The organism is Streptomyces sp. XM4193 (assembly GCF_023072595.1).
Taxonomy (GTDB): Bacteria; Actinomycetota; Actinomycetes; order Streptomycetales; family Streptomycetaceae; genus Streptomyces.
The window spans coordinates 1-17,720 of sequence record NZ_JALLGK010000003.1 but is presented as its reverse complement, the minus strand read 5'-3'; the positions used below and the strand labels follow the sequence as shown (position 1 = coordinate 17,720).

The following is a 17,720-nucleotide window of genomic DNA, read 5'->3' as shown; positions in this document are numbered from 1 at the left end:
GGAATCCACCACTTCGACGGAACGGCTGCTGCACTCATGGCTTCGGTCCCCTCGCTCGCCACCACGGTCGACCAGCGCGTCGCCGACGCACTCGCGGCTGCCCTGCCGGAGGCCGCCGGAGCCGACCCGCTGCTGCGACGGAGCGACCGGGCCGACTTCCAGGCCAACGGCATGCTGGCGCTGGCCAAGAAGCTCAAGGGCAATCCGCGCGAGCTGGCCGGTCAGGTCGTGGAGCGGCTGGCGACCGGTGCGGGCGAGCCGATCGCGCAGGTCGAGGTCTCGGGCCCCGGCTTCCTCAACATCACCGTCTCCGACGAGGCGTTGGTCGCCACGCTCGCCGCCCGGGCCGAGGACTCCCGGCTGGGCGTCCCGTACGCCCCGTCGCCCGGCACCACGGTCATCGACTACTCGCAGCCGAACGTCGCCAAGGAGATGCACGTCGGCCATCTGCGGTCGACGGTCATCGGCGACTCCGTGATGCGGATCCTGGAGCACTCCGGCGAGAAGGTGATCCGGCGGCACCACATCGGCGACTGGGGCACCCAGTTCGGCATGCTGACCCAGTACCTCATCGAGAACCCGCACGAGTTGGACCACGAGTCCGACGCCGCCGGGACGGGCGAGGCCGGCGAGGCCGCGATGGCCCGGCTGAACAGGGTCTACAAGGCCTCCCGCGCGCTCTTCGACTCCGACGAGGCGTTCAAGGCCCGCGCCCGGGACCGCGTCGTGCCGCTCCAGTCCGGCGACAAGGAGACCCTCGACCTCTGGCACAAGATCGTCGACGAGTCGAAGATCTACTTCCGGGCCGTCTACGACCAGCTCGACGTCGAGATCCGGGACGAGGACGTCGTCGGCGAGAGCGCCTACAACGACGATCTCCAGCAGGTCGTGAAGGAGCTGGAGTCCTCCGGTGTCGCGGTCCGTTCCGACGGCGCCCTCTGCGTCTTCTTCGACGACGTCAAGGGCCCGGACGGCAGCCCGACCCCGCTCATCGTGCAGAAGTCCAACGGCGGCTTCGGATACGCCGCCACCGACCTCGCCGCGATCCGGGACCGGATCGGCAACCTGCACGCCGACACCCTGCTCTACGTCGTCGACGTACGGCAGGCGCTCCACTTCCGGATGGTCTTCGAGACCGCGCAGCGGGCCGGCTGGCTGCCCGAGGGCGCCGCGAAGCAGCTGGCGTTCGGCACCGTGCTCGGCGAGGACGGCAAGCCGTTCAAGACCCGCGCCGGCGAGTCCGTCCGGCTGGTCGATCTGCTGGACGAGGCCGTCCAGCGCGCCGAGGACGTCGTGCGGGAGAAGGCCCGGGACCTGGGCGAGGAGGAGATCGCCGAGCGGGCCGCGCAGGTCGGCATCGGCGCGGTCAAGTACGCGGACCTCTCCAACTCCATGTCCCGCGACTACGTCTTCGACCTGGACCGGATGGTCTCGCTCAACGGCGACACCAGCGTCTACCTCCAGTACGCCTGCGCCCGGATCCACTCCATCCTGCGCAAGGCGGGCGAGGCCGGCCCCCGCGCACACGCCGAGCTGCCGCTCGCCCCGGCGGAGCGGGCCCTCGGCCTGCACCTGGACGAGTTCGCCCAGACCCTGGCGACCGCCTCGCAGACGTACGAGCCGCACCGGCTCACCGCCTACCTGTACGGGCTGGCCACGCTCTACAGCAGCTTCTACGAGCAGTGCCCGGTGCTCAAGGCCGAGGACCCGGCGACCGTCGAGAACCGCCTGTTCCTCTGCGAGTTGACCGCCAGGACGCTGCACCAGGGCATGGAGCTGCTCGGCATCCGCACCCCCGAGCGCCTCTGAGCACAGGGCCGCGGCCGGCCCCGCACAGCCGCCGCTGAAGAGACAACGGACGGCCCCGGACGACGAGAAGTCGTCCGGGGCCGTCCCCGTTGCGTCCAGCGCCTCCGCTGCGCCCGTGGGTGCCTCAGCGGCGCAGGAGTCGCGCGGCCTCCACCGCCCAGTACGTCAGCACCAGATCGGCGCCCGCTCGGCGGAAGCTGGTGAGCGTCTCGACGATCGCCGCCTCGCGGTCGATCCAGCCCTTCTCGGCCGCGGCCTCGACCATCGCGTACTCGCCGGAGATCTGGTAGACGCCCACCGGCACGTCCGCGTGCTCGCGGAAGGTCTTCAGCACGTCCAGGTACGGCAGCCCGGGCTTGACCATCACCATGTCCGCGCCCTCGGCCAGATCGAGCGCCAACTCCCGCAGCGACTCACGGGCGTTGGCGGCGTCCTGCTGGTACGTCTTGCGGTCCCCGCGCAGCGAGGAGCCGACGGCCTCCCGGAACGGGCCGTAGAACGCCGAGGCGTACTTGGCGGTGTAGGCGAAGAGCGAGACGTCCGTGTGGCCCGCCTCGTCCAACGCCCGCCGCACGAAGCCGATCTGACCGTCCATCATGCCGCTGGGGCCCAGCGTGTGGGCGCCCGCCTCGGCCTGGACGAGCGCCATCTCCGCGTACCGCTCCAGGGTGGCGTCGTTTTCCACCCGGCCCTGCTCGTCGAGGACTCCGCAGTGGCCGTGGTCGGTGTACTCGTCCAGACAGAGGTCGGACATCAGCACCAACTCGTCGCCCACCTCGGCCCGTACGTCCCGCAGCGCGACCTGGAGGATGCCCTCGGGGTCCGTGCCCTGCGAGCCGACCGCGTCCTTGGTCAGCGGCACCCCGAAGAGCATCAGCCCTCCGATGCCGGCCTCCACGGCCTCCACGGCCGCCTTGCGCAGCGTGTCCCTGGTGTGCTGGACGACGCCGGGCATCGAGGAGACCGGAACCGGCTCCTCGATCCCCTCGCGCACGAACGCGGGCAGGATCAGATCGGCCGGGTGCGGCCGGTGCTCGGCAACCATCCGGCGCATCGCCGGGGTGGTGCGGAGCCGCCTGGGTCGGGCGGCCGGATAGCTGCCGTAGTCACTCACGTGCGTGCCCTCCTGCGGGTCGGTCGCTTCTCGCTCGGCCGCTTGACCGGGTCGCCCGCCTCGATGGCCGCGGTCCTTCGGGCGGTGCCGAATTCGGCGAGCGCGGCGGCGAGTCTGTGCACGGACGGCTCCGGAGAGAGTACGTCCACCCGCAGCCCGTGCTCCTCGGCGGTCTTGGCCGTCGCCGGGCCGATGCAGGCGATCACCGTCACGTTGTGCGGCTTGCCCGCGATGCCGACGAGGTTGCGGACCGTGCTGGAGGAGGTGAAGAGCACCGCGTCGAAGCCACCGCTCTTGATCATCTCGCGGGTCTCCGCCGGCGGCGGCGACGCACGCACCGTCCGGTACGCGGTGACGTCGTCGACCTCCCAGCCCAGCTCGATCAACCCCGCCACCAGCGTCTCGGTGGCGATGTCGGCACGCGGCAGGAAGACGCGGTCGATCGGGTCGAAGACCGGGTCGTAGGGCGGCCAGTCCTCGAGCAGGCCGGCGGCCGACTGCTCACCGCTGGGCACCAGGTCCGGCTTCACGCCGAACTCCACCAGGGACTTGGCCGTCTGGTCGCCGACCGCGGCCACCTTGATACCGGCGAAGGCGCGCGCGTCCAGCCCGTACTCCTCGAACTTCTCGCGCACCGCCTTCACGGCGTTCACCGAGGTGAAGGCGATCCACTCGTACCGTCCGGTGACCAGGCCCTTGACCGCGCGCTCCATCTGCTGCGGGGTGCGCGGGGGTTCGACGGCGATCGTCGGCACCTCGGCCGGCACCGCGCCGTAGGAGCGCAGCTGGTCGGAGAGCGAGGCGGCCTGCTCCCTCGTGCGCGGCACCAGTACGTTCCAGCCGAACAGCGGCTTGGACTCGAACCAGGCCAGCCGGTCGCGCTGCGCGGGGGCGCTGCGCTCGCCGACGACCACTATCGCCGGCTGTCCGCCGTCGGCGGTCGGCAGCACCTTGGCCTGCTTGAAGGTCTGCGCGATGCTGCCGAGCGTCGCCGACCAGGTCCGCTGCCGGGTGGTGGTGCCGGCGACGGTCACCGTCAACGGGGTGTCCGGCTTGCGGCCCGCGGTGACCAGCTCGGCGGCAGCCGCGGTGACGGTCTCCAGCGTCGCGGAGACGACCACGGTGGCGTCGCTCGCGCCGACCTCCGTCCAACATCGGCTGTCCGCGCTGCGGAAGTCGATGAAACGGACGTCGGTGCCGTGCGCGTCCCGCAGCGGGACACCCGCGTAGGCGGGCACCCCCACGACGTTGGCCACACCCGGCACGACCTCGAAGATGATGCCCTCGGTGGCGCAGTCGAGCATCTCCTGACCTGCGCCCGCGTCCAGCCCCGGGTCCCCGAGCACCGCTCGTACGACCCGCTTGCCGGAGCGCGCGGCCCGCATGACAAGATCTGCTGCACCACCGGCTGTGGCGGATGTCTCGTCCGCGACGGCCTGGAGCGGCGTGTCCACGCCTGCCCGCGCATGGGTCCGTACGACGTCGTGGACCTCGGGATCAGCGACCAGCACGTCGGCCTGCGAGAGGGCTTCCACAGCCCGCAGTGTCAGCAGCCCCGGGTCCCCGGGCCCTGCGCCGAGGAAGGTGACGTGACCGTTCGCGCCGTAGAAGTGCCGATGCGCGGCCTGCGCACTCGGTACTGCCGAGCCTGCGGTGGTGCCGGCAGACGCGGTGGCGTTGTGGGCGGTTGTGGGGCTCAATGTGCTCGCTCCCCCATCAGACCGGCCGCACCCTTGGCGAGCATCGCGTCGGCAAGGTCACGGCCCAGCAGTATGGACTGGGCCGTCGCCTCGTCGGCGGACGCCGGTACGGAACCGGTGGTGGACAGCTGCACCTGCGTGGATCCGTCGGTGGTCCCGACGACGCCGCGCAGGCGCATTTCAGTGACGTCCTGCTCGTTGACCCAGAAGTCGGCGAGCGCACCCACGGGCGCGCTGCAACCGGCTTCGAGCCGGGCGAGCAGGGTTCGCTCGGCAGTCACGGCGAGCCGGGTGAACGGATCGTCGAGCTTGCCGAGCTGGACAGCGAGTTGCGTGCTCGAGGCGACGCATTCGACTGCGAGTGCCCCCTGGCCGGGAGCCGGCAGGATCTCATGGGGATCGAGGAGCTCGGTGGCCTCGTCGATCCTGCCCACCCGGGTGAGGCCCGCGGCAGCGAGGACGACTGCGTCGAGTTCCCCGGAGCGCACGTACCCAATACGGGTGTCGACATTCCCTCGGATCGGCACGATTTCCGTCTCCCGGCCCAGCGCCCGCGCCCAGGACGCCAGTTGCGCCATGCGGCGCGGCGACCCCGTGCCGACCCGCGCGCCGTCGGGCAGCTGGGCGAAGGTCAGCCCGTCGCGTGCGACCAGGGCGTCCCTGGGGTCGACGCGCGGCGGCATCGCCGCGACCACCAACTCCTCGGGCTGCGCGGTGGGCAGGTCCTTGAGCGAGTGCACGGCGAGGTCGACCTCGCCGGCGAGCAGGGCGTCCCGCAGCGCGGAGACGAAGACCCCCGTGCCGCCGATCTGCGCCAGCTGCTCCTTGGAGACGTCGCCGTACGTGGTGATCTCCACCAACTCGACGCGACGGCCGGTCAGTTCGGTGATCTTCTCGGCGACCTGCCCGGACTGGGCCATCGCCAGCCGGCTGCGGCGGGTGCCGAGCCGCAGCGGCGGCTGCCCGGAGCCGGTGTCGCCGGCGGTCGGGTCGACGGATGGGACAGGTGTGACGGGTGACTCACTCACGGCCGCTCCTGGTGGGCTTGCTGACGGCAGCGACCGTCTCGGGGTCAAGGTCGAACAGTTCCCGCAGCGCGTCCGCGTAGCCCGCGCCACCGGGCTCCCCCGCGAGCTGTTTGACGCGCACGGTCGGCGCGTGGAGGAGCTTGTCCACCACACGCCGCACGGTCTGGGTGATCTCGGCGCGCTCCCGCTCGGCGAGCGAGGGCAACCGGCCCTCGAGCCGCGCCATTTCGGAGCTGACCACCTCGGAGGCCATGGCCCGCAGGGCGATCACGGTCGGCGTGATCGTCGCCGCCCGCTGTGCCGCGCCGAAGGCGGCGACCTCCTCGCCGACGAGGGTCCGCACCGCGTCGACGTCGGCCGACATCGGGGCGTCGGCCGCGGCGTCGGCGAGTGACTCGATGTCCACCAGCCGCGCGCCCGCGAGGCGGTGCACACCGGCGTCGACGTCACGGGGCATCGCCAGGTCGAGCAGGCTGAGCGGCGGAGCGTCCGCGCCGCGCCGGGAGACGGCCGCCTCGACGTCCGCGGTGGACAGGACCAGGCCGGTGGCGCCCGTGCAGGACACCACGATGTCCGCACCGGCGAGCTCGTCGGTCACCGCGTCCATCGCGACGGCCGCGACGTCGAGCCGCCGGTCTGCCGAAGCGTTCCGCCCGGTGTCCGGGGCGGCGTCCGGCAGACCCGCTGCGTCCGGGAGGTTCGGGAGGTAGGCGCTGAGCGAGGTGCTGAGCCGGCGGGCACGCTCCAACGTCCTGTTGGCGATCACCAGTTCGGTGACGCCGGCACGGACCAGGGTCGCCGCGGCGAGCGAGGACATCGAACCCGCGCCGATGACCAGCGCGCGTCTGCCGCGCGCCCAGCCCGCGATCTCCGAGCCCTCGGCAAGCTGCTCCAGACCGAAGGTGACCAGCGACTGCCCGGCCTTGTCGATGCCGGTCTCGCTGTGGGCCCGCTTGCCGACCCGCAGCGCCTGCTGGAAGAGGTCGTTGACCAGTCGGCCCGCGCTGTGCTGGTCCTGGGCACACGCCAGCGAGTCCTTGATCTGACCGAGGATCTGGCCCTCGCCGACCACCATCGAGTCCAGGCCGCAGGCCACCGAGAAGAGGTGGTGGACCGCGCGGTCCTCGTAGTGGACGTACAGATAGGGAGTGAGCTCCTCCAGGCCGACGCCGCTGTGGTGGGCGAGCAGCGTGGAGAGCTCGGCGACGCCGGCGTGGAACTTGTCCACGTCCGCGTACAGCTCGATCCGGTTGCAGGTGGAGAGCACCGCCGCCTCGGTGGCGGGCTCGGCGCCCAGCACATCGGCCAGCAGCGGGCCGCGGGCCGCGGGGGCGAGCGCCGCCCGCTCCAACACGCTGACCGGCGCGCTGCGGTGACTCAGTCCGACGACGAGCAGACTCATGCCGGCATCACGGCGGGGACGTCCCCGTCACTTCCCGGCTCGCTGTTGCGGCCGGACGCGCCGCCCGACGCGCCGCCGGAGGACTTGCCGGAGCCGCTGCCGCGCTTGGTGACCGAGGCCGCGGGCGGAGCGACCGGCGAAGCGGTCACCTCCCCGGCGCCCTGCGGCAGTTCCTCGGCGTCCTCGTCGGAGAGTTCGCCCGCCTTGCGCTGCTCGTGGAAGGCGAGGATCTGCAACTCGATCGAGAGGTCGACCTTGCGCACGTCCACCCCGTCCGGCACGGAGAGCACCGTCGGGGCGAAGTTGAGGATGGAGGTGATGCCCGCGGCGACGAGACGGTCGCACACCGGCTGGGCGGAGGCGGCGGGCGTGGCGATCACGCCGATCGACACGTCGTTGTCCTCGATGACCTGCTCGAGCCCGTCGCTGTGCTGGACCTCGATACCCGCGACGACCTTGCCGGCCATCTCCGGATCGGCGTCGATCAGAGAGGCGACCCGGAAACCGCGGGAGGCGAACCCCCCGTAGTTCGCGAGCGCCGCGCCCAGATTTCCTATGCCGACGATGACGACCGGCCAGTCCTGGGTCAGGCCAAGTTCGCGCGAGATCTGGTAGACGAGGTACTCGACGTCGTAGCCGACACCGCGGGTGCCGTACGAGCCGAGGTAGGAGAAGTCCTTGCGCAGCTTGGCCGAGTTGACGCCGGCGGCGGTCGCCAGCTCCTCCGAACTGACCGTGGGCACCGAGCGCTCGGAGAGCGCGGTGAGGGCCCGCAGATACAGCGGAAGTCGGGCGACAGTTGCCTCGGGAATCCCTCGGCTTCGGGTCGCCGGTCGGTGAGTTCGGCCAGTTGCCACGGTGCTCCTGCCGTTTACGCAAAGCGGTGAGCGACCCTGTGCACAGCGTGCGCGGCGGCCGCCCCATCCCCCACAGGCTATGCCTTTGTGAACGCGTGCACAAAGATTGTGTCCAGTTTGCCCCTTGGAAGTGACAGGTGCCACACACACGGAAGCGAGCACCTGCAGACTCCTTACGACCAGCCCCCCGAGCGGCAAAACGTACTCGATGGTAGTCGAGCCGGGCCCGTGCGCCCAATCGTCGCCGGAGCCCCGCTCAGGCACCCAGCGCGCGCCGCAACCGACCCCGGTCCACCCGCCAGAAGTCGTGCTGGGCGCCGTCCACCAGCACCACCGGGATCTGCTCCCAGTACTTGCGGTACAGCTCCTCGTCGGTGTTGATGTCCTTCTCCTCCCACGCGGCCCCCACCTCCGCGCAGACCTCCGCGATGATCTCCCGTGCGTCGTCGCAGAGATGACAGCCAGGCTTCCCGATGAGCGTCACAGTCCTCATGCCGCCATTGTCGCGCCCGTTGCGGCCGCGACATCCGCGCTTCACCGGAGCACCGGAACGGGATGGCTATGCTCACCACATGAGCGGACTGGCATGGCTCACGCGTCGTAGGCACTTGGCAACACCGCGAAGTGTCCTGGCCGGTGAGGCCGCGGCCGAGGCGGCCCGCGAGGCGGAACGCGCGGGCCGGGCCGAGCAGGACGACGCAGACCGGGGATCGCGCAGGTCACGCAGGTCCAAGCAGGCCGAAGCCCCGGACTCCGAGGCGCTGCCCGACGCCGGGAAGTCGGCCGAAGACCCGCCGGAGGAGCCGGAGTTCCCGGTCACCGGCGACGTGCGCGCCGCCGCCTTCTTCGATCTCGACAACACCGTGATGCAGGGCGCCTCGATCTTCCACTTCGGCCGGGGCCTGTACAAGCGTGAGTTCTTCGACACACGCGAACTGCTGCGCTTCGCCTGGCAGCAGGCGTACTTCCGGATCGCGGGCTCGGAGAACCCGGAGCACCTCGCCGACGTACGGGCCAGCGCGCTGTCCATCGTCGAAGGCCACCGGGTGTCCGAACTCATGGAGATGGGCGAGGAGATCTACGACGAGTACATGGCCAGCCGCATCTGGCCGGGCACCCGCGCGCTCGCCCAGGCACACCTGGACGCGGGCCAGAAAGTGTGGCTCGTCACCGCGGCCCCCGTCGAGACGGCGACGATCATCGCCCGTCGCCTCGGCCTGACCGGCGCACTCGGCACCGTCGCCGAATCGGTCGACGGCGTCTACACCGGCCGCCTCGTCGGCGAACCGCTGCACGGTCCGGCCAAGGCGGAGGCGGTCAAGGCCCTCGCCGAGGCGGAGAGCCTGGAGTTGGAGCGCTGCGCCGCGTACAGCGACTCCTCCAACGACATCCCGATGCTCTCGCTGGTCGGCCACCCGTACGCGATCAACCCGGACAGCGCGCTGCGCAACCACGCCCGGGAGCACGGCTGGCGGCTGCGCGACTACCGAACGGGCCGCAAGGCGGCGAAGATCGGCATCCCCGCCGCGGCCGGCGTGGGCGCCGTCGCGGGTGGAGCAGCCGCCGCGGTCGCCCTCCAGCGCCGCCGGCGCTGACCCGCACCGCACATCGGCGTCCCGCGCCCCGCGTCCGCACCGCACATCGGCGTCCCGCGTCCCCACCGCACGCCGCCCTGCCGCCCCACCGGTCGGCCCTGCCACCCCGGCACGGCCGGCCCTCCGACGGCGCGGCACCGCACCCCGTTCCACCACGCCGCGATCACCGGCGTCGCACGACAGCCGACTTCTGATCACTCCTGCGACACCGCCACTTACCCAACCTCGCCGCACGCCAGTCGTCCGCACGGCGATCCGGCTCAACTCGGTGGCATGCGGGCAGCTTTCCCGCACCAAACGGTCAGAAACAAACACCGGATCGGTGATCAACCGAGCAGCATTCCATAAGAGATCGAAGCAAAACAGCGATTTCCGCAACCACGCGTAGTAGCTCCTGCACGAAGCGTTATTCTCCTCAGACGCAATACGGCACCCGTACGCCCGTCCCAGGGCAACTCGTGTCGAACCCGCACATGATGGAAGCTCTGCCTCTGGGAGTCCCGTGTACCCACACGTCGGGGTTGACGCCTCGGGCCTGGCTACGTTGCGCACCACTCTCGTCCAACGGTTGTGCGCACTTGTCCCCGTCCCCGCCGCGAACGCTGTCCCAGCAGTCGCGCACACAGTCCCCGCACCGCACGCCGCTACGGGCCTCGCAGCGGCACCCGCAACACCCCCCGCGTACGCGCTCGCCGACCGCACCACCAGCGCGCCGACCGCCCAGGCGGCCAGAACGACCGGCACCGCCGGAAAACGCCCCCGTCCCCAGGCCCGCGGCAACGCCCGCAGGCCCACCGCCGACAGCGACAGCCGGCGGATGATGGACCTGGTCGAACGCGCCCAGGACGGCGAGACCGAAGCGTTCGGCCAGCTCTACGACCACTACTCGGACACGGTCTACCGGTACATCTACTACCGGGTCGGGAGCAAAGCCACCGCCGAGGATCTGACCAGCGAAACCTTCCTCCGCGCGCTGCGCCGCATCGGCACCTTCACCTGGCAGGGCCGCGACTTCGGCGCCTGGCTCGTCACCATCGCCCGCAATCTGGTGGCCGACCACTTCAAGTCCAGTCGCTTCCGACTGGAGGTCACCACCGGCGAGATGCTGGACGCGAACGAGGTCGAGCGCAGCCCGGAGGACTCGGTCCTGGAGTCGCTCTCCAACGCCGCGCTGCTGGACGCGGTGCGACGGCTCAACCCGCAGCAGCAGGAGTGCGTCACGCTCCGCTTCCTCCAGGGCCTCTCGGTCGCGGAGACCGCGCGGATCATGGGCAAGAACGAGGGCGCGATCAAGACGCTCCAGTACCGCGCGGTCCGTACGCTGGCGCGCCTCTTCCCGGAAGAGGCGCGCTGACGGCAGACCCTCCGCGGACGACAACGCCCGCGCGCGACCCGGCAGTCACCGGTGCGCCGGCACCGGCCCGTCACTGCGGTGCCGGCGCACCACGGTGACGGCACCGCAGTTCGCACGGCCGACGGTGGCCGCACCGGTGGCGGCGGTGGTGTCGGGAGCACCGGCGGCTTCGGGGCGGAGGCGTCCCGGACACCGACCGGCGACGCCCCGATCCGCGGCGCACCGTTCCGCAGCGCCGCATCCCGCAGCGCCGCGAACTCACCGTTCACGGCCCCGAATCGGCGCCTTTCACTCACCCCCGGTGAGGCTTCAACACCCCTGCGTCACGTTGCGGTCACATCATCGCCACTCCGTAACCCGAGTGCGCTGCCGCTCGTTGTCGGGTTGGCAGACTCCCCGTGGGCTCTCTCTGTCCACCCGCGTTCACTCGATCGGGTGGCATTGAGCAGACCGTGGAACCCTCCCCCTGAGGCCCGGAGTCCACCGTGCTGATGAGAGGAGGTGCCGCCTTGATTCCATCCGTGTCCACCAACCGGCGGGCCAACGCCTTCGCCCAGGCCCTCGACGCTTCCGCGCGATCGGAGGAGGAGCCGCCCGAGGCCGCGGGCAGCGACCCGACGCCGCCGGAAGGTTCCGAGGCCGAGCGGGCGGAGACCGGCGAGCACAGTCTGCTGCTCGCCGTTGCCGAGGAGCTGGGTGCACTGCCCAAGCCCGCGTTGGACCCCGAAGTGAAGAGCGTCCAACGGGCGCAGCTCATCGCCGCGATGGAGCGCGAACTGGCCGGTGGCGGCCAGGTGCCCGAGCAGCGCGGCCGATCCGGCCGCGGTGCCCACCGGGCGGAGCCCCGGAGCGCGATGAGCCGGCTGCGTCCCAAGTCCCGTCTGAGCAAAGGGCTGGCTGCCGGCGGGCTGACCGTCGGCGTGGCCGCCGGCGCTTTCGGCGGAGTCGCCGCGGCCAGCACGGACGCCCTGCCCGGCGACCGCCTGTACGGCCTGAAGCGCGGGATGGAGGACTTCAAGCTCGACATGGCGGGCGACGACACCGCTCGCGGCAAGGTCCACCTCGACCACGCCTCCAACCGTATGCACGAAGCCAGGCGGCTGCTGGAGCGCGGCAGGTCCGGCGAGCTGGACCACACCTCGGTGACCGAGGTCCGCAAGGCACTCGGCGCGATGAGCAGCAACGCCGCCGAGGGCCGTCGGCTCCTCAGCGACGCACACTCCAGGGACGGCGACCTCGGCCCGCTGCGTTCGCTCTCCTCCTTTGCCGACTCGCACCAGGAGACCTGGACCTCGATGCGCAGCCGGCTGCCCGTCCAGCTCCAGGACATCAGCGACGAGGTCAGTTCCGTGTTCGAGGCGATGAACCGGGACGCCTACGCGGTGCGGAAGCTGGCCCCGAGCCAGCCCGATCCGGGCACCCCCGGCGGGAGCCCCGGGCCGGAGGACGGCAGCGGCCCCGGGAAGGACGACGGACGCCCCTCCGCCTCCGAGGACGCGGACGGCCGCGGTGCCGAGGACGGCAGCCGGGGCCCGGAGGACGACGCCGCCCCGGACAAGTCCGGCCCCAGCCCGGACGCCTCGCAGGAGGGCCTGCTCGGCGGCGGTACGGGCGGGCTGCTCAATCCGCCCGCGAAGGGCGAAGGCAAGGGTTCGGAGGACTCGCCCTCCCGTCCTTCGGCGCCGGACATCACCATCCCGCCGCTGCTGCCCGGCGGCCTGCCCGGGCTCGGGCTGGAGAGCGAGCGGGACGACTGACCCTCCCGCCATCCCGAATCGGTGGCCCGGCGTCCTCCCGGATGCCGGGCCACCGTGCTGCTCCCACCGTTCGTCGGAAACCCACGAACCACCCGCCCCGCACACGCCTTGCACCCCGCACACGCTCGCGGAGAGCACGTGTCACGGCCTGCACAGACGTTTCTGCTGCTCCCCCGGAGAGAGGCGGGTTCAGAAGAAGACCGAACGCCGCTGCACCAGCAGCTTGTACAGCGTGTGCTGGATCGTCTCCCGCACCTGGTCGGTCAGGTTGAACATCAGCATCGGGTCGTCCGCCGCCTCCTGCGGATAGCCGTCCGTCGGGATCGGCTCGCCGAACTGGATCGTCCACTTCGTCGGCAGCGGAATCGCTCCCAGCGGCCCCAGCAGCGGGAACGTCGGCGTGATCGGGAAGTACGGAAAGCCCAGAAGCCGCGCGAGCGTACGGGAGTTGCCGATCATCGGGTAGATCTCCTCCGCCCCGACGATCGAGCACGGCACGATCGGCGCACCCGCCTTCAGCGCGGTCGAGACGAACCCGCCCCGCCCGAAGCGCTGGAGCTTGTACCGCTCGGAGAACGGCTTGCCGATGCCCTTGAAACCCTCCGGCATCACACCGACGACCTCACCGCGCTCGAGCAGCCGCTCGGCGTCCTCCGCACACGCGAGGGTGTGACCGGCCTTGCGGGCCAGCTCGTTGACCACCGGCAGCATGAAGACCAGATCGGCGGCGAGCAGCCGCAGAGTGCGCTCCGCGGGGTGGTGGTCGTGCACCGCGACCTGGAGCATCAGCCCGTCCCACGGGAGCGTGCCCGAGTGGTTGGCCACCACGAGCGCGCCGCCGTCGGCCGGGATGTTCTCCACCCCGCGCACCTCGACCCTGAAGTACTTCTCGTACAGCGGACGCACCAGTGACATCAGCACCGCGTCGGTGAGCTCGGCGTCGTAGCCGAAGTCGTCCACCTCGTACTCACCGGTGAGCCTGCGGCGCAGGAAGGAGAGCCCGCGGGCGGTGCGGGCGTCCCAGCCCTCGCCGAGCAGACGGTCCAGCACGGGCGGCCCGGCGGACGAACCGGGCGCCCCCGCCGACAGCGGCCCGCCTTCGGCCGTCTCGGGCCCGGTGGGGGCGTCCCGGTCCTCGGCGGCGCCGGGGGCCTCCCCGACCGGGGCGAGCCCGGCGTCGCCGCGCTCGCGGCTGCGTCTGCGGGCGGCCGGTCGCCCCGTGCGTCCGGAGGCACGGCCGCCCGTGCCCCTGCGGTCGTCGTCGAAGGGAATGACCTTGGCGTCAGCCATGGCGTACGGCCTCCTGCATGCGGTCGACGGCGCCGGCGATGGTGCGCGGCGGCAGCAGCCCCGGCGGCTGGCTCGCGGCGAAGTCCCCGAACGCCTCCGCCGTGGTGAACATCGGTGTGAAACCCAGCATCTCGCGCATCTGCGAGGTCCGTACGACCCGGCCGTGCGTGAGAAGCCGTATCTGCTCGGGCGAGAAGTCGGTGACCCCCACCGCACGCAGCGCGCTGCCCGCCCAGCGGATCGCCGGCAGCAGCATCGGGGCCGTCGGCCGGCCGAGCCGTCGGGCGCACTGGGACAGCAGCAGGACCCCGCCGCCGGCGATGTTGAAGGTGCCCGCGCTGTAGGAACCGCGCCTCGGCTCCCCCGCGGCGAGCGCCAGCACCTCGACCGCGTCGTCCTCGTGAACGAACTGCAGCCGCGGGTCGTAGCCCAACACGGTGGGCAGCACCGGGAGTTTGAAGTACTCCGCGAGCGGGGTGTCCGCGGTGGGCCCGAGGATGTTGGCGAACCTCAGCACCGTGACCGAGACGTCGGGACGTCTGCGGGCGAAGCCGCGCACATACCCCTCGACCTCGACCGCGTCCTTGGCGAAGCCGCCGCTGGGCAGCGCCTTGGCGACCGTCGACTCGACGAAGACCGCGGGATCGCGCGGCGCCGAACCGTAGACGTTCGTGCTGGACTTGACGACGAGCCTGCGCACCGAGGGCGCCTTCTGACAGGCCCCGAGCAGCTGCATCGTGCCGATGACGTTGGTCTCCTTGACCGACGTCCGACTGCCGCGGGGCCCGATCGGCGTTCCGTTCACATCCATGTGGACGACGGTGTCGACCTGGTGCTCCGCGAGCAGCCGCCCGATCGCCGGCTGGCGGATGTCGGCGGCGATGAACTCGGCCGACCCCAACTGGTGCGCAGGCGGCTGCACATCGACGGCGATCAGCCGGTCGATGTCGCCGTCCCGCTGCACCCGGCGGATGAAGCGCGCCGTCAGCTGCCGTCCGGCGCCCGTCACGAGTACGACTCTGCCCAAAGCCCCTCCCATGCCGCTGTGTACGGGGCCCACGGGGCGCGAGTACATCTGCGGTACACGCCCCGGGCCACTGGACACCGTATCGGTTGCCCGCGGGAGCACCGCGGGAACAGATGACACAAAGCGACGGGTTCCCCACGTTCCGCACAGCCCGCCCACGCGGCGGGCTCCCGCTCGCCCCGGCTTCCGCCGCCCGACTTCCGCCGCACACAACAAACGGGGCCCCCTCCTCTGCTGAGGAGAGAGCCCCGTGTTGTGGTCAGAAGACCCGCGTGACGCGGTCGCCCGAACCCGAGCGACTACTTCTTGTTACGACGCTGCACACGCGTGCGCTTGAGCAGCTTGCGGTGCTTCTTCTTGGCCATCCGCTTGCGCCGCTTCTTGATAACTGAGCCCACGACTACCCTCGCTCACTTCGATTCACTCGGTGCGGGGCGTCCGAGCCCACACTACCTACATCGGCTCAGCCTACCCGCCTGGAGTCAATGCTCGTAACCGAGGGCCGGAATCACGACCTTCTCAGGCGCTTTCCACCCCCACGTAGGACTGACGGAGATACTCGTGCACCGCGTTCTCCGGCACCCGGAAGGACCTTCCCACCCGGATCGCCGGCAGATGTCCGCTGTGCACCAAGCGGTAGACGGTCATCTTGGACACCCGCATCACGGCGGCGACTTCCGCCACCGTCAGAAAGTTGACCTCGCTCAGAGGCTTCTCACCAGCAGCCATTTCACACCTGAACCTTCCGCACATGTAGGGCACCGGCTTCCCCTCCGGTGTCTCCAGCTCCCATGCGCGTACCTCCCCAGATTCGGGGCGGGTGATGCAAGGGGGGAAGAGGAGTCGCGATCAGTCCCCTACTGTGACAGACGTGTTTGTTTGAGTACATACCGCATGAGCGTTCAGTAGCCCCCGCAGGGCTCAGCGTAAGCACGTGAACATCGCCCAACACCCCTCCGCAGCCGCCCCGCAGCGCCGGTCACCACTCCCCCGGCAGCTCCGCCCCGACCACGTGGATCGCTCGACTGACCTGCGGTTCCGGCCCGCCGACCTCCGTGACACCTGCCCCGCGCACCCCGGCCGCCGTGTCAACAGCGGTGCGGGAAACGCCTGTTGGGAGAAGGGTGAACGCATTGGTGTGCGCGGGGCGCATATGACCCCCGCCCGTGCGCCTCTCCACAGTTCCACACCACCCCTGACACCCGCCCGAGTTCATCGCGACGTACGCACAACAGCCCACCGCGAGCGCACATCTGACGGACACTCAGAGCGGGGCGGGTGCCGCAGACCATGGACGCGAACTCCCGCAGCCGACGTACCCGCGCCCGGTGCTCCCGACCGGCCGGACGGCGGCTGGAGCCCCAACCACCCGCCCACACCCGCAAGTTGACGCCTCGAACACCGCCTCGCGCGAGCCGGGAGCACGCCCGGCCGCCGCAAACACTCCGATGAAAGACTCGCGACCGCTCAGGGCAACAGCCCGTGCGAGGGGAAGACGGCACGACGGGTCGCCAGCACGGCCTGGTCCAGCGCGTCGCCGGGGTCGTACCCGGTCTCCTCCCAGTCCCGCCACACTGGCTTGCGCCCATCCGTCATGCGCCTGGGGGCAGTTGCCCGGGTACGCGCGTACACCCGCTGCCTCCACGCCTCCGGCACCTCCGTCGCCGGATCGATCGGCGCACCCGCCGCCACCGCGACCAGATGGGTCCAGGTGCGCGGCACCACGTCGACCACCGAGTAACCACCGCCGCCCAGCGCCACCCAGCGGCCCTGCGCGTGCGCGTGGGACCAGTCGTGCAGCGCCATCGCGGCTTCCCGCTGCGCGTCCACCGTCACCGCGAGGTGAGCGAGCGGATCCTCGATGTGGGTGTCCGCACCGTGCTGCGTCACCAGCACCGTCGGCGCGAACGCCTCCAGCAGCTCCGGTACCACCGCGTGCAGCGCCCGCAGCCAGCCGCCGTCCGAAATCCCCGGCGGCAGCGCCACGTTGACCGCGGAGCCCGGGGCGTCCGGGCCACCGGTCTCCTCCGGCCAGCCGGTACCGGGGAACAGCACCCTGGGGTGTTCGTGCAGCGAAATGGTCAGCACCCGGGGGTCGTTCCAGAACGCGGACTCCACTCCGTCCCCGTGGTGCACATCGATGTCCACGTACGCCACCCGCTCCGCACCCAGCTCCAGCAGGCGGGCGATGGCGAGGGAGGCGTCGTTGTAGATGCAGAACCCGGACGCGGAACCGGGCATCGCGTGGTGCAGACCGCCGGCGAAGTTCACCGCGTGCTGCACCGTCCCCCGCCACACCGCCTCGGCCGCCCCCACGGACTGGCCGGCGATCAGCGCACTGGCCTCGTGCATACCGGCGAACGCCGGATCGTCAGTCGTCCCGAGGCCGAAGGACTCGTCGGCGCGGCCGGGGTCGAGCGAGGCATTTCGCACCGCCTCGATATAGCTCTCCCGATGAACCAGCCGAAGCGTGGACTCCCCCGCGGCCTTCGCCGCCACCACGGGAGCCCTGCGGTCCAGCTCGAAAGCCTTGACGAGATCCATCGTCAAGGCCAGCCTGACCGGATCCATCGGATGACCGGTGCCGAAGTCGTAACCGGTCACCGCGTTGTCCCACATCACCTGCGCGCCGCCACTCATAGCGACACCGTATCCATCGGGGACAACGCAGAAAAGGGCCGTACCGGCGATCCGGTACGACCCTTTCCTTCAAAAATTGTTCGGCGGTGACCTACTCTCCCACACGCTCCCGCATGCAGTACCATCGGCGCGGACAGGCTTAGCTTC

The 17,720-nt window shown here is 71.0% G+C and carries 15 protein-coding genes; 4 read left to right on the top strand and 11 right to left on the bottom strand.

Annotated features, from left to right (window positions below):
- The first annotated feature begins 36 nt into the window (after positions 1–36).
- Complete coding sequence (gene argS / locus MTQ01_RS11275) at positions 37–1,809, top strand: arginine--tRNA ligase (protein ID WP_247489274.1); 1,773 nt, start codon at positions 37–39, stop codon at positions 1,807–1,809.
- 124 nt (positions 1,810–1,933) lie between these two features.
- Here the strand turns inward: argS and hemB are convergent, their stop codons facing one another.
- The 6 genes from hemB to MTQ01_RS11245 form a co-directional block, all read right to left on the bottom strand.
- Positions 1,934–2,923, bottom strand: coding sequence for a porphobilinogen synthase (gene hemB, locus MTQ01_RS11270; RefSeq protein WP_247489272.1), 990 nt, complete (start codon positions 2,921–2,923; stop codon positions 1,934–1,936).
- Positions 2,920–4,623 carry a uroporphyrinogen-III synthase gene (locus tag MTQ01_RS11265; protein WP_247489270.1) on the bottom strand — a complete coding sequence of 568 codons (1,704 nt, stop codon included), beginning with the start codon at positions 4,621–4,623 and terminating at the stop codon, positions 2,920–2,922. Before MTQ01_RS11265 ends, hemB begins: the two co-directional genes overlap by 4 nt.
- Positions 4,620–5,576, bottom strand: coding sequence for a hydroxymethylbilane synthase (gene hemC, locus MTQ01_RS11260; protein WP_282613575.1), 957 nt, complete (start codon positions 5,574–5,576; stop codon positions 4,620–4,622). The genes MTQ01_RS11265 and hemC overlap by 4 nt, the downstream gene beginning before the upstream one ends.
- Before the next feature lie 67 nt (positions 5,577–5,643).
- Positions 5,644–7,053: a glutamyl-tRNA reductase gene (locus MTQ01_RS11255; protein ID WP_247489268.1), complete on the bottom strand. Its 1,410-nt coding sequence runs from the start codon at positions 7,051–7,053 to the stop codon at positions 5,644–5,646.
- On the bottom strand, positions 7,050–7,910 hold the full coding sequence (locus MTQ01_RS11250; protein ID WP_247489266.1) for a redox-sensing transcriptional repressor Rex: 861 nt from the start codon (positions 7,908–7,910) through the stop codon (positions 7,050–7,052). The genes MTQ01_RS11255 and MTQ01_RS11250 overlap by 4 nt, the downstream gene beginning before the upstream one ends.
- A gap of 256 nt (positions 7,911–8,166) precedes the next feature.
- Entirely contained in the window at positions 8,167–8,403 is a 237-nt protein-coding gene (locus MTQ01_RS11245; RefSeq protein WP_247489264.1) for a glutaredoxin family protein, read from the bottom strand.
- A gap of 79 nt (positions 8,404–8,482) precedes the next feature.
- Here MTQ01_RS11245 and MTQ01_RS11240 point away from each other — a divergent pair, with 79 nt between their 5' ends.
- From MTQ01_RS11240 to MTQ01_RS11230, 3 genes are all read left to right on the top strand, one after another.
- Complete coding sequence (locus MTQ01_RS11240) at positions 8,483–9,505, top strand: HAD family phosphatase (protein WP_247489262.1); 1,023 nt, start codon at positions 8,483–8,485, stop codon at positions 9,503–9,505.
- Between the two features lie 502 nt (positions 9,506–10,007).
- Positions 10,008–10,859, top strand: coding sequence for an ECF subfamily RNA polymerase sigma factor, BldN family (locus MTQ01_RS11235; RefSeq protein ID WP_247489260.1), 852 nt, complete (start codon positions 10,008–10,010; stop codon positions 10,857–10,859).
- Between the two features lie 509 nt (positions 10,860–11,368).
- A complete protein-coding gene (locus MTQ01_RS11230; RefSeq protein WP_247489258.1) occupies positions 11,369–12,616 on the top strand; it encodes a DUF5667 domain-containing protein in 1,248 nt (415 codons plus the stop codon).
- Between the two features lie 189 nt (positions 12,617–12,805).
- Here the strand turns inward: MTQ01_RS11230 and MTQ01_RS11225 are convergent, their stop codons facing one another.
- The 5 genes from MTQ01_RS11225 to MTQ01_RS11205 form a co-directional block, all read right to left on the bottom strand.
- A complete protein-coding gene (locus tag MTQ01_RS11225; protein WP_247489257.1) occupies positions 12,806–13,906 on the bottom strand; it encodes a lysophospholipid acyltransferase family protein in 1,101 nt (366 codons plus the stop codon).
- Positions 13,899–14,933: an NAD-dependent epimerase/dehydratase family protein gene (locus MTQ01_RS11220; protein ID WP_247489255.1), complete on the bottom strand. Its 1,035-nt coding sequence runs from the start codon at positions 14,931–14,933 to the stop codon at positions 13,899–13,901. Before MTQ01_RS11220 ends, MTQ01_RS11225 begins: the two co-directional genes overlap by 8 nt.
- 299 nt (positions 14,934–15,232) lie before the next feature.
- Positions 15,233–15,331 carry a 30S ribosomal protein bS22 gene (locus MTQ01_RS11215; RefSeq protein ID WP_003948845.1) on the bottom strand — a complete coding sequence of 33 codons (99 nt, stop codon included), beginning with the start codon at positions 15,329–15,331 and terminating at the stop codon, positions 15,233–15,235.
- 121 nt (positions 15,332–15,452) lie between these two features.
- Positions 15,453–15,662: a helix-turn-helix domain-containing protein gene (locus MTQ01_RS11210; protein ID WP_155540548.1), complete on the bottom strand. Its 210-nt coding sequence runs from the start codon at positions 15,660–15,662 to the stop codon at positions 15,453–15,455.
- A gap of 738 nt (positions 15,663–16,400) precedes the next feature.
- Positions 16,401–17,573: an acetoin utilization protein AcuC gene (locus MTQ01_RS11205; protein ID WP_247489253.1), complete on the bottom strand. Its 1,173-nt coding sequence runs from the start codon at positions 17,571–17,573 to the stop codon at positions 16,401–16,403.
- Between the last annotated feature and the right edge of the window lie 147 nt (positions 17,574–17,720).

Bases quoted from the DNA above. Each gene is read 5' to 3' on its own strand.
- MTQ01_RS11245 (WP_247489264.1), bottom strand. From the start codon at position 8,403: ATGAGGACTGTGACGCTCATCGGGAAGCCTGGCTGTCATCTCTGCGAC.
- MTQ01_RS11210 (WP_155540548.1), bottom strand. From the start codon at position 15,662: ATGGCTGCTGGTGAGAAGCCTCTGAGCGAGGTCAACTTTCTGACGGTG.
- MTQ01_RS11255 (WP_247489268.1), bottom strand. From the start codon at position 7,053: ATGAGTCTGCTCGTCGTCGGACTGAGTCACCGCAGCGCGCCGGTCAGC.
- MTQ01_RS11240 (WP_247489262.1), top strand. From the start codon at position 8,483: ATGAGCGGACTGGCATGGCTCACGCGTCGTAGGCACTTGGCAACACCG.
- argS (WP_247489274.1), top strand. From the start codon at position 37: ATGGCTTCGGTCCCCTCGCTCGCCACCACGGTCGACCAGCGCGTCGCC.
- MTQ01_RS11225 (WP_247489257.1), bottom strand. From the start codon at position 13,906: ATGGCTGACGCCAAGGTCATTCCCTTCGACGACGACCGCAGGGGCACG.
- MTQ01_RS11205 (WP_247489253.1), bottom strand. From the start codon at position 17,573: ATGAGTGGCGGCGCGCAGGTGATGTGGGACAACGCGGTGACCGGTTAC.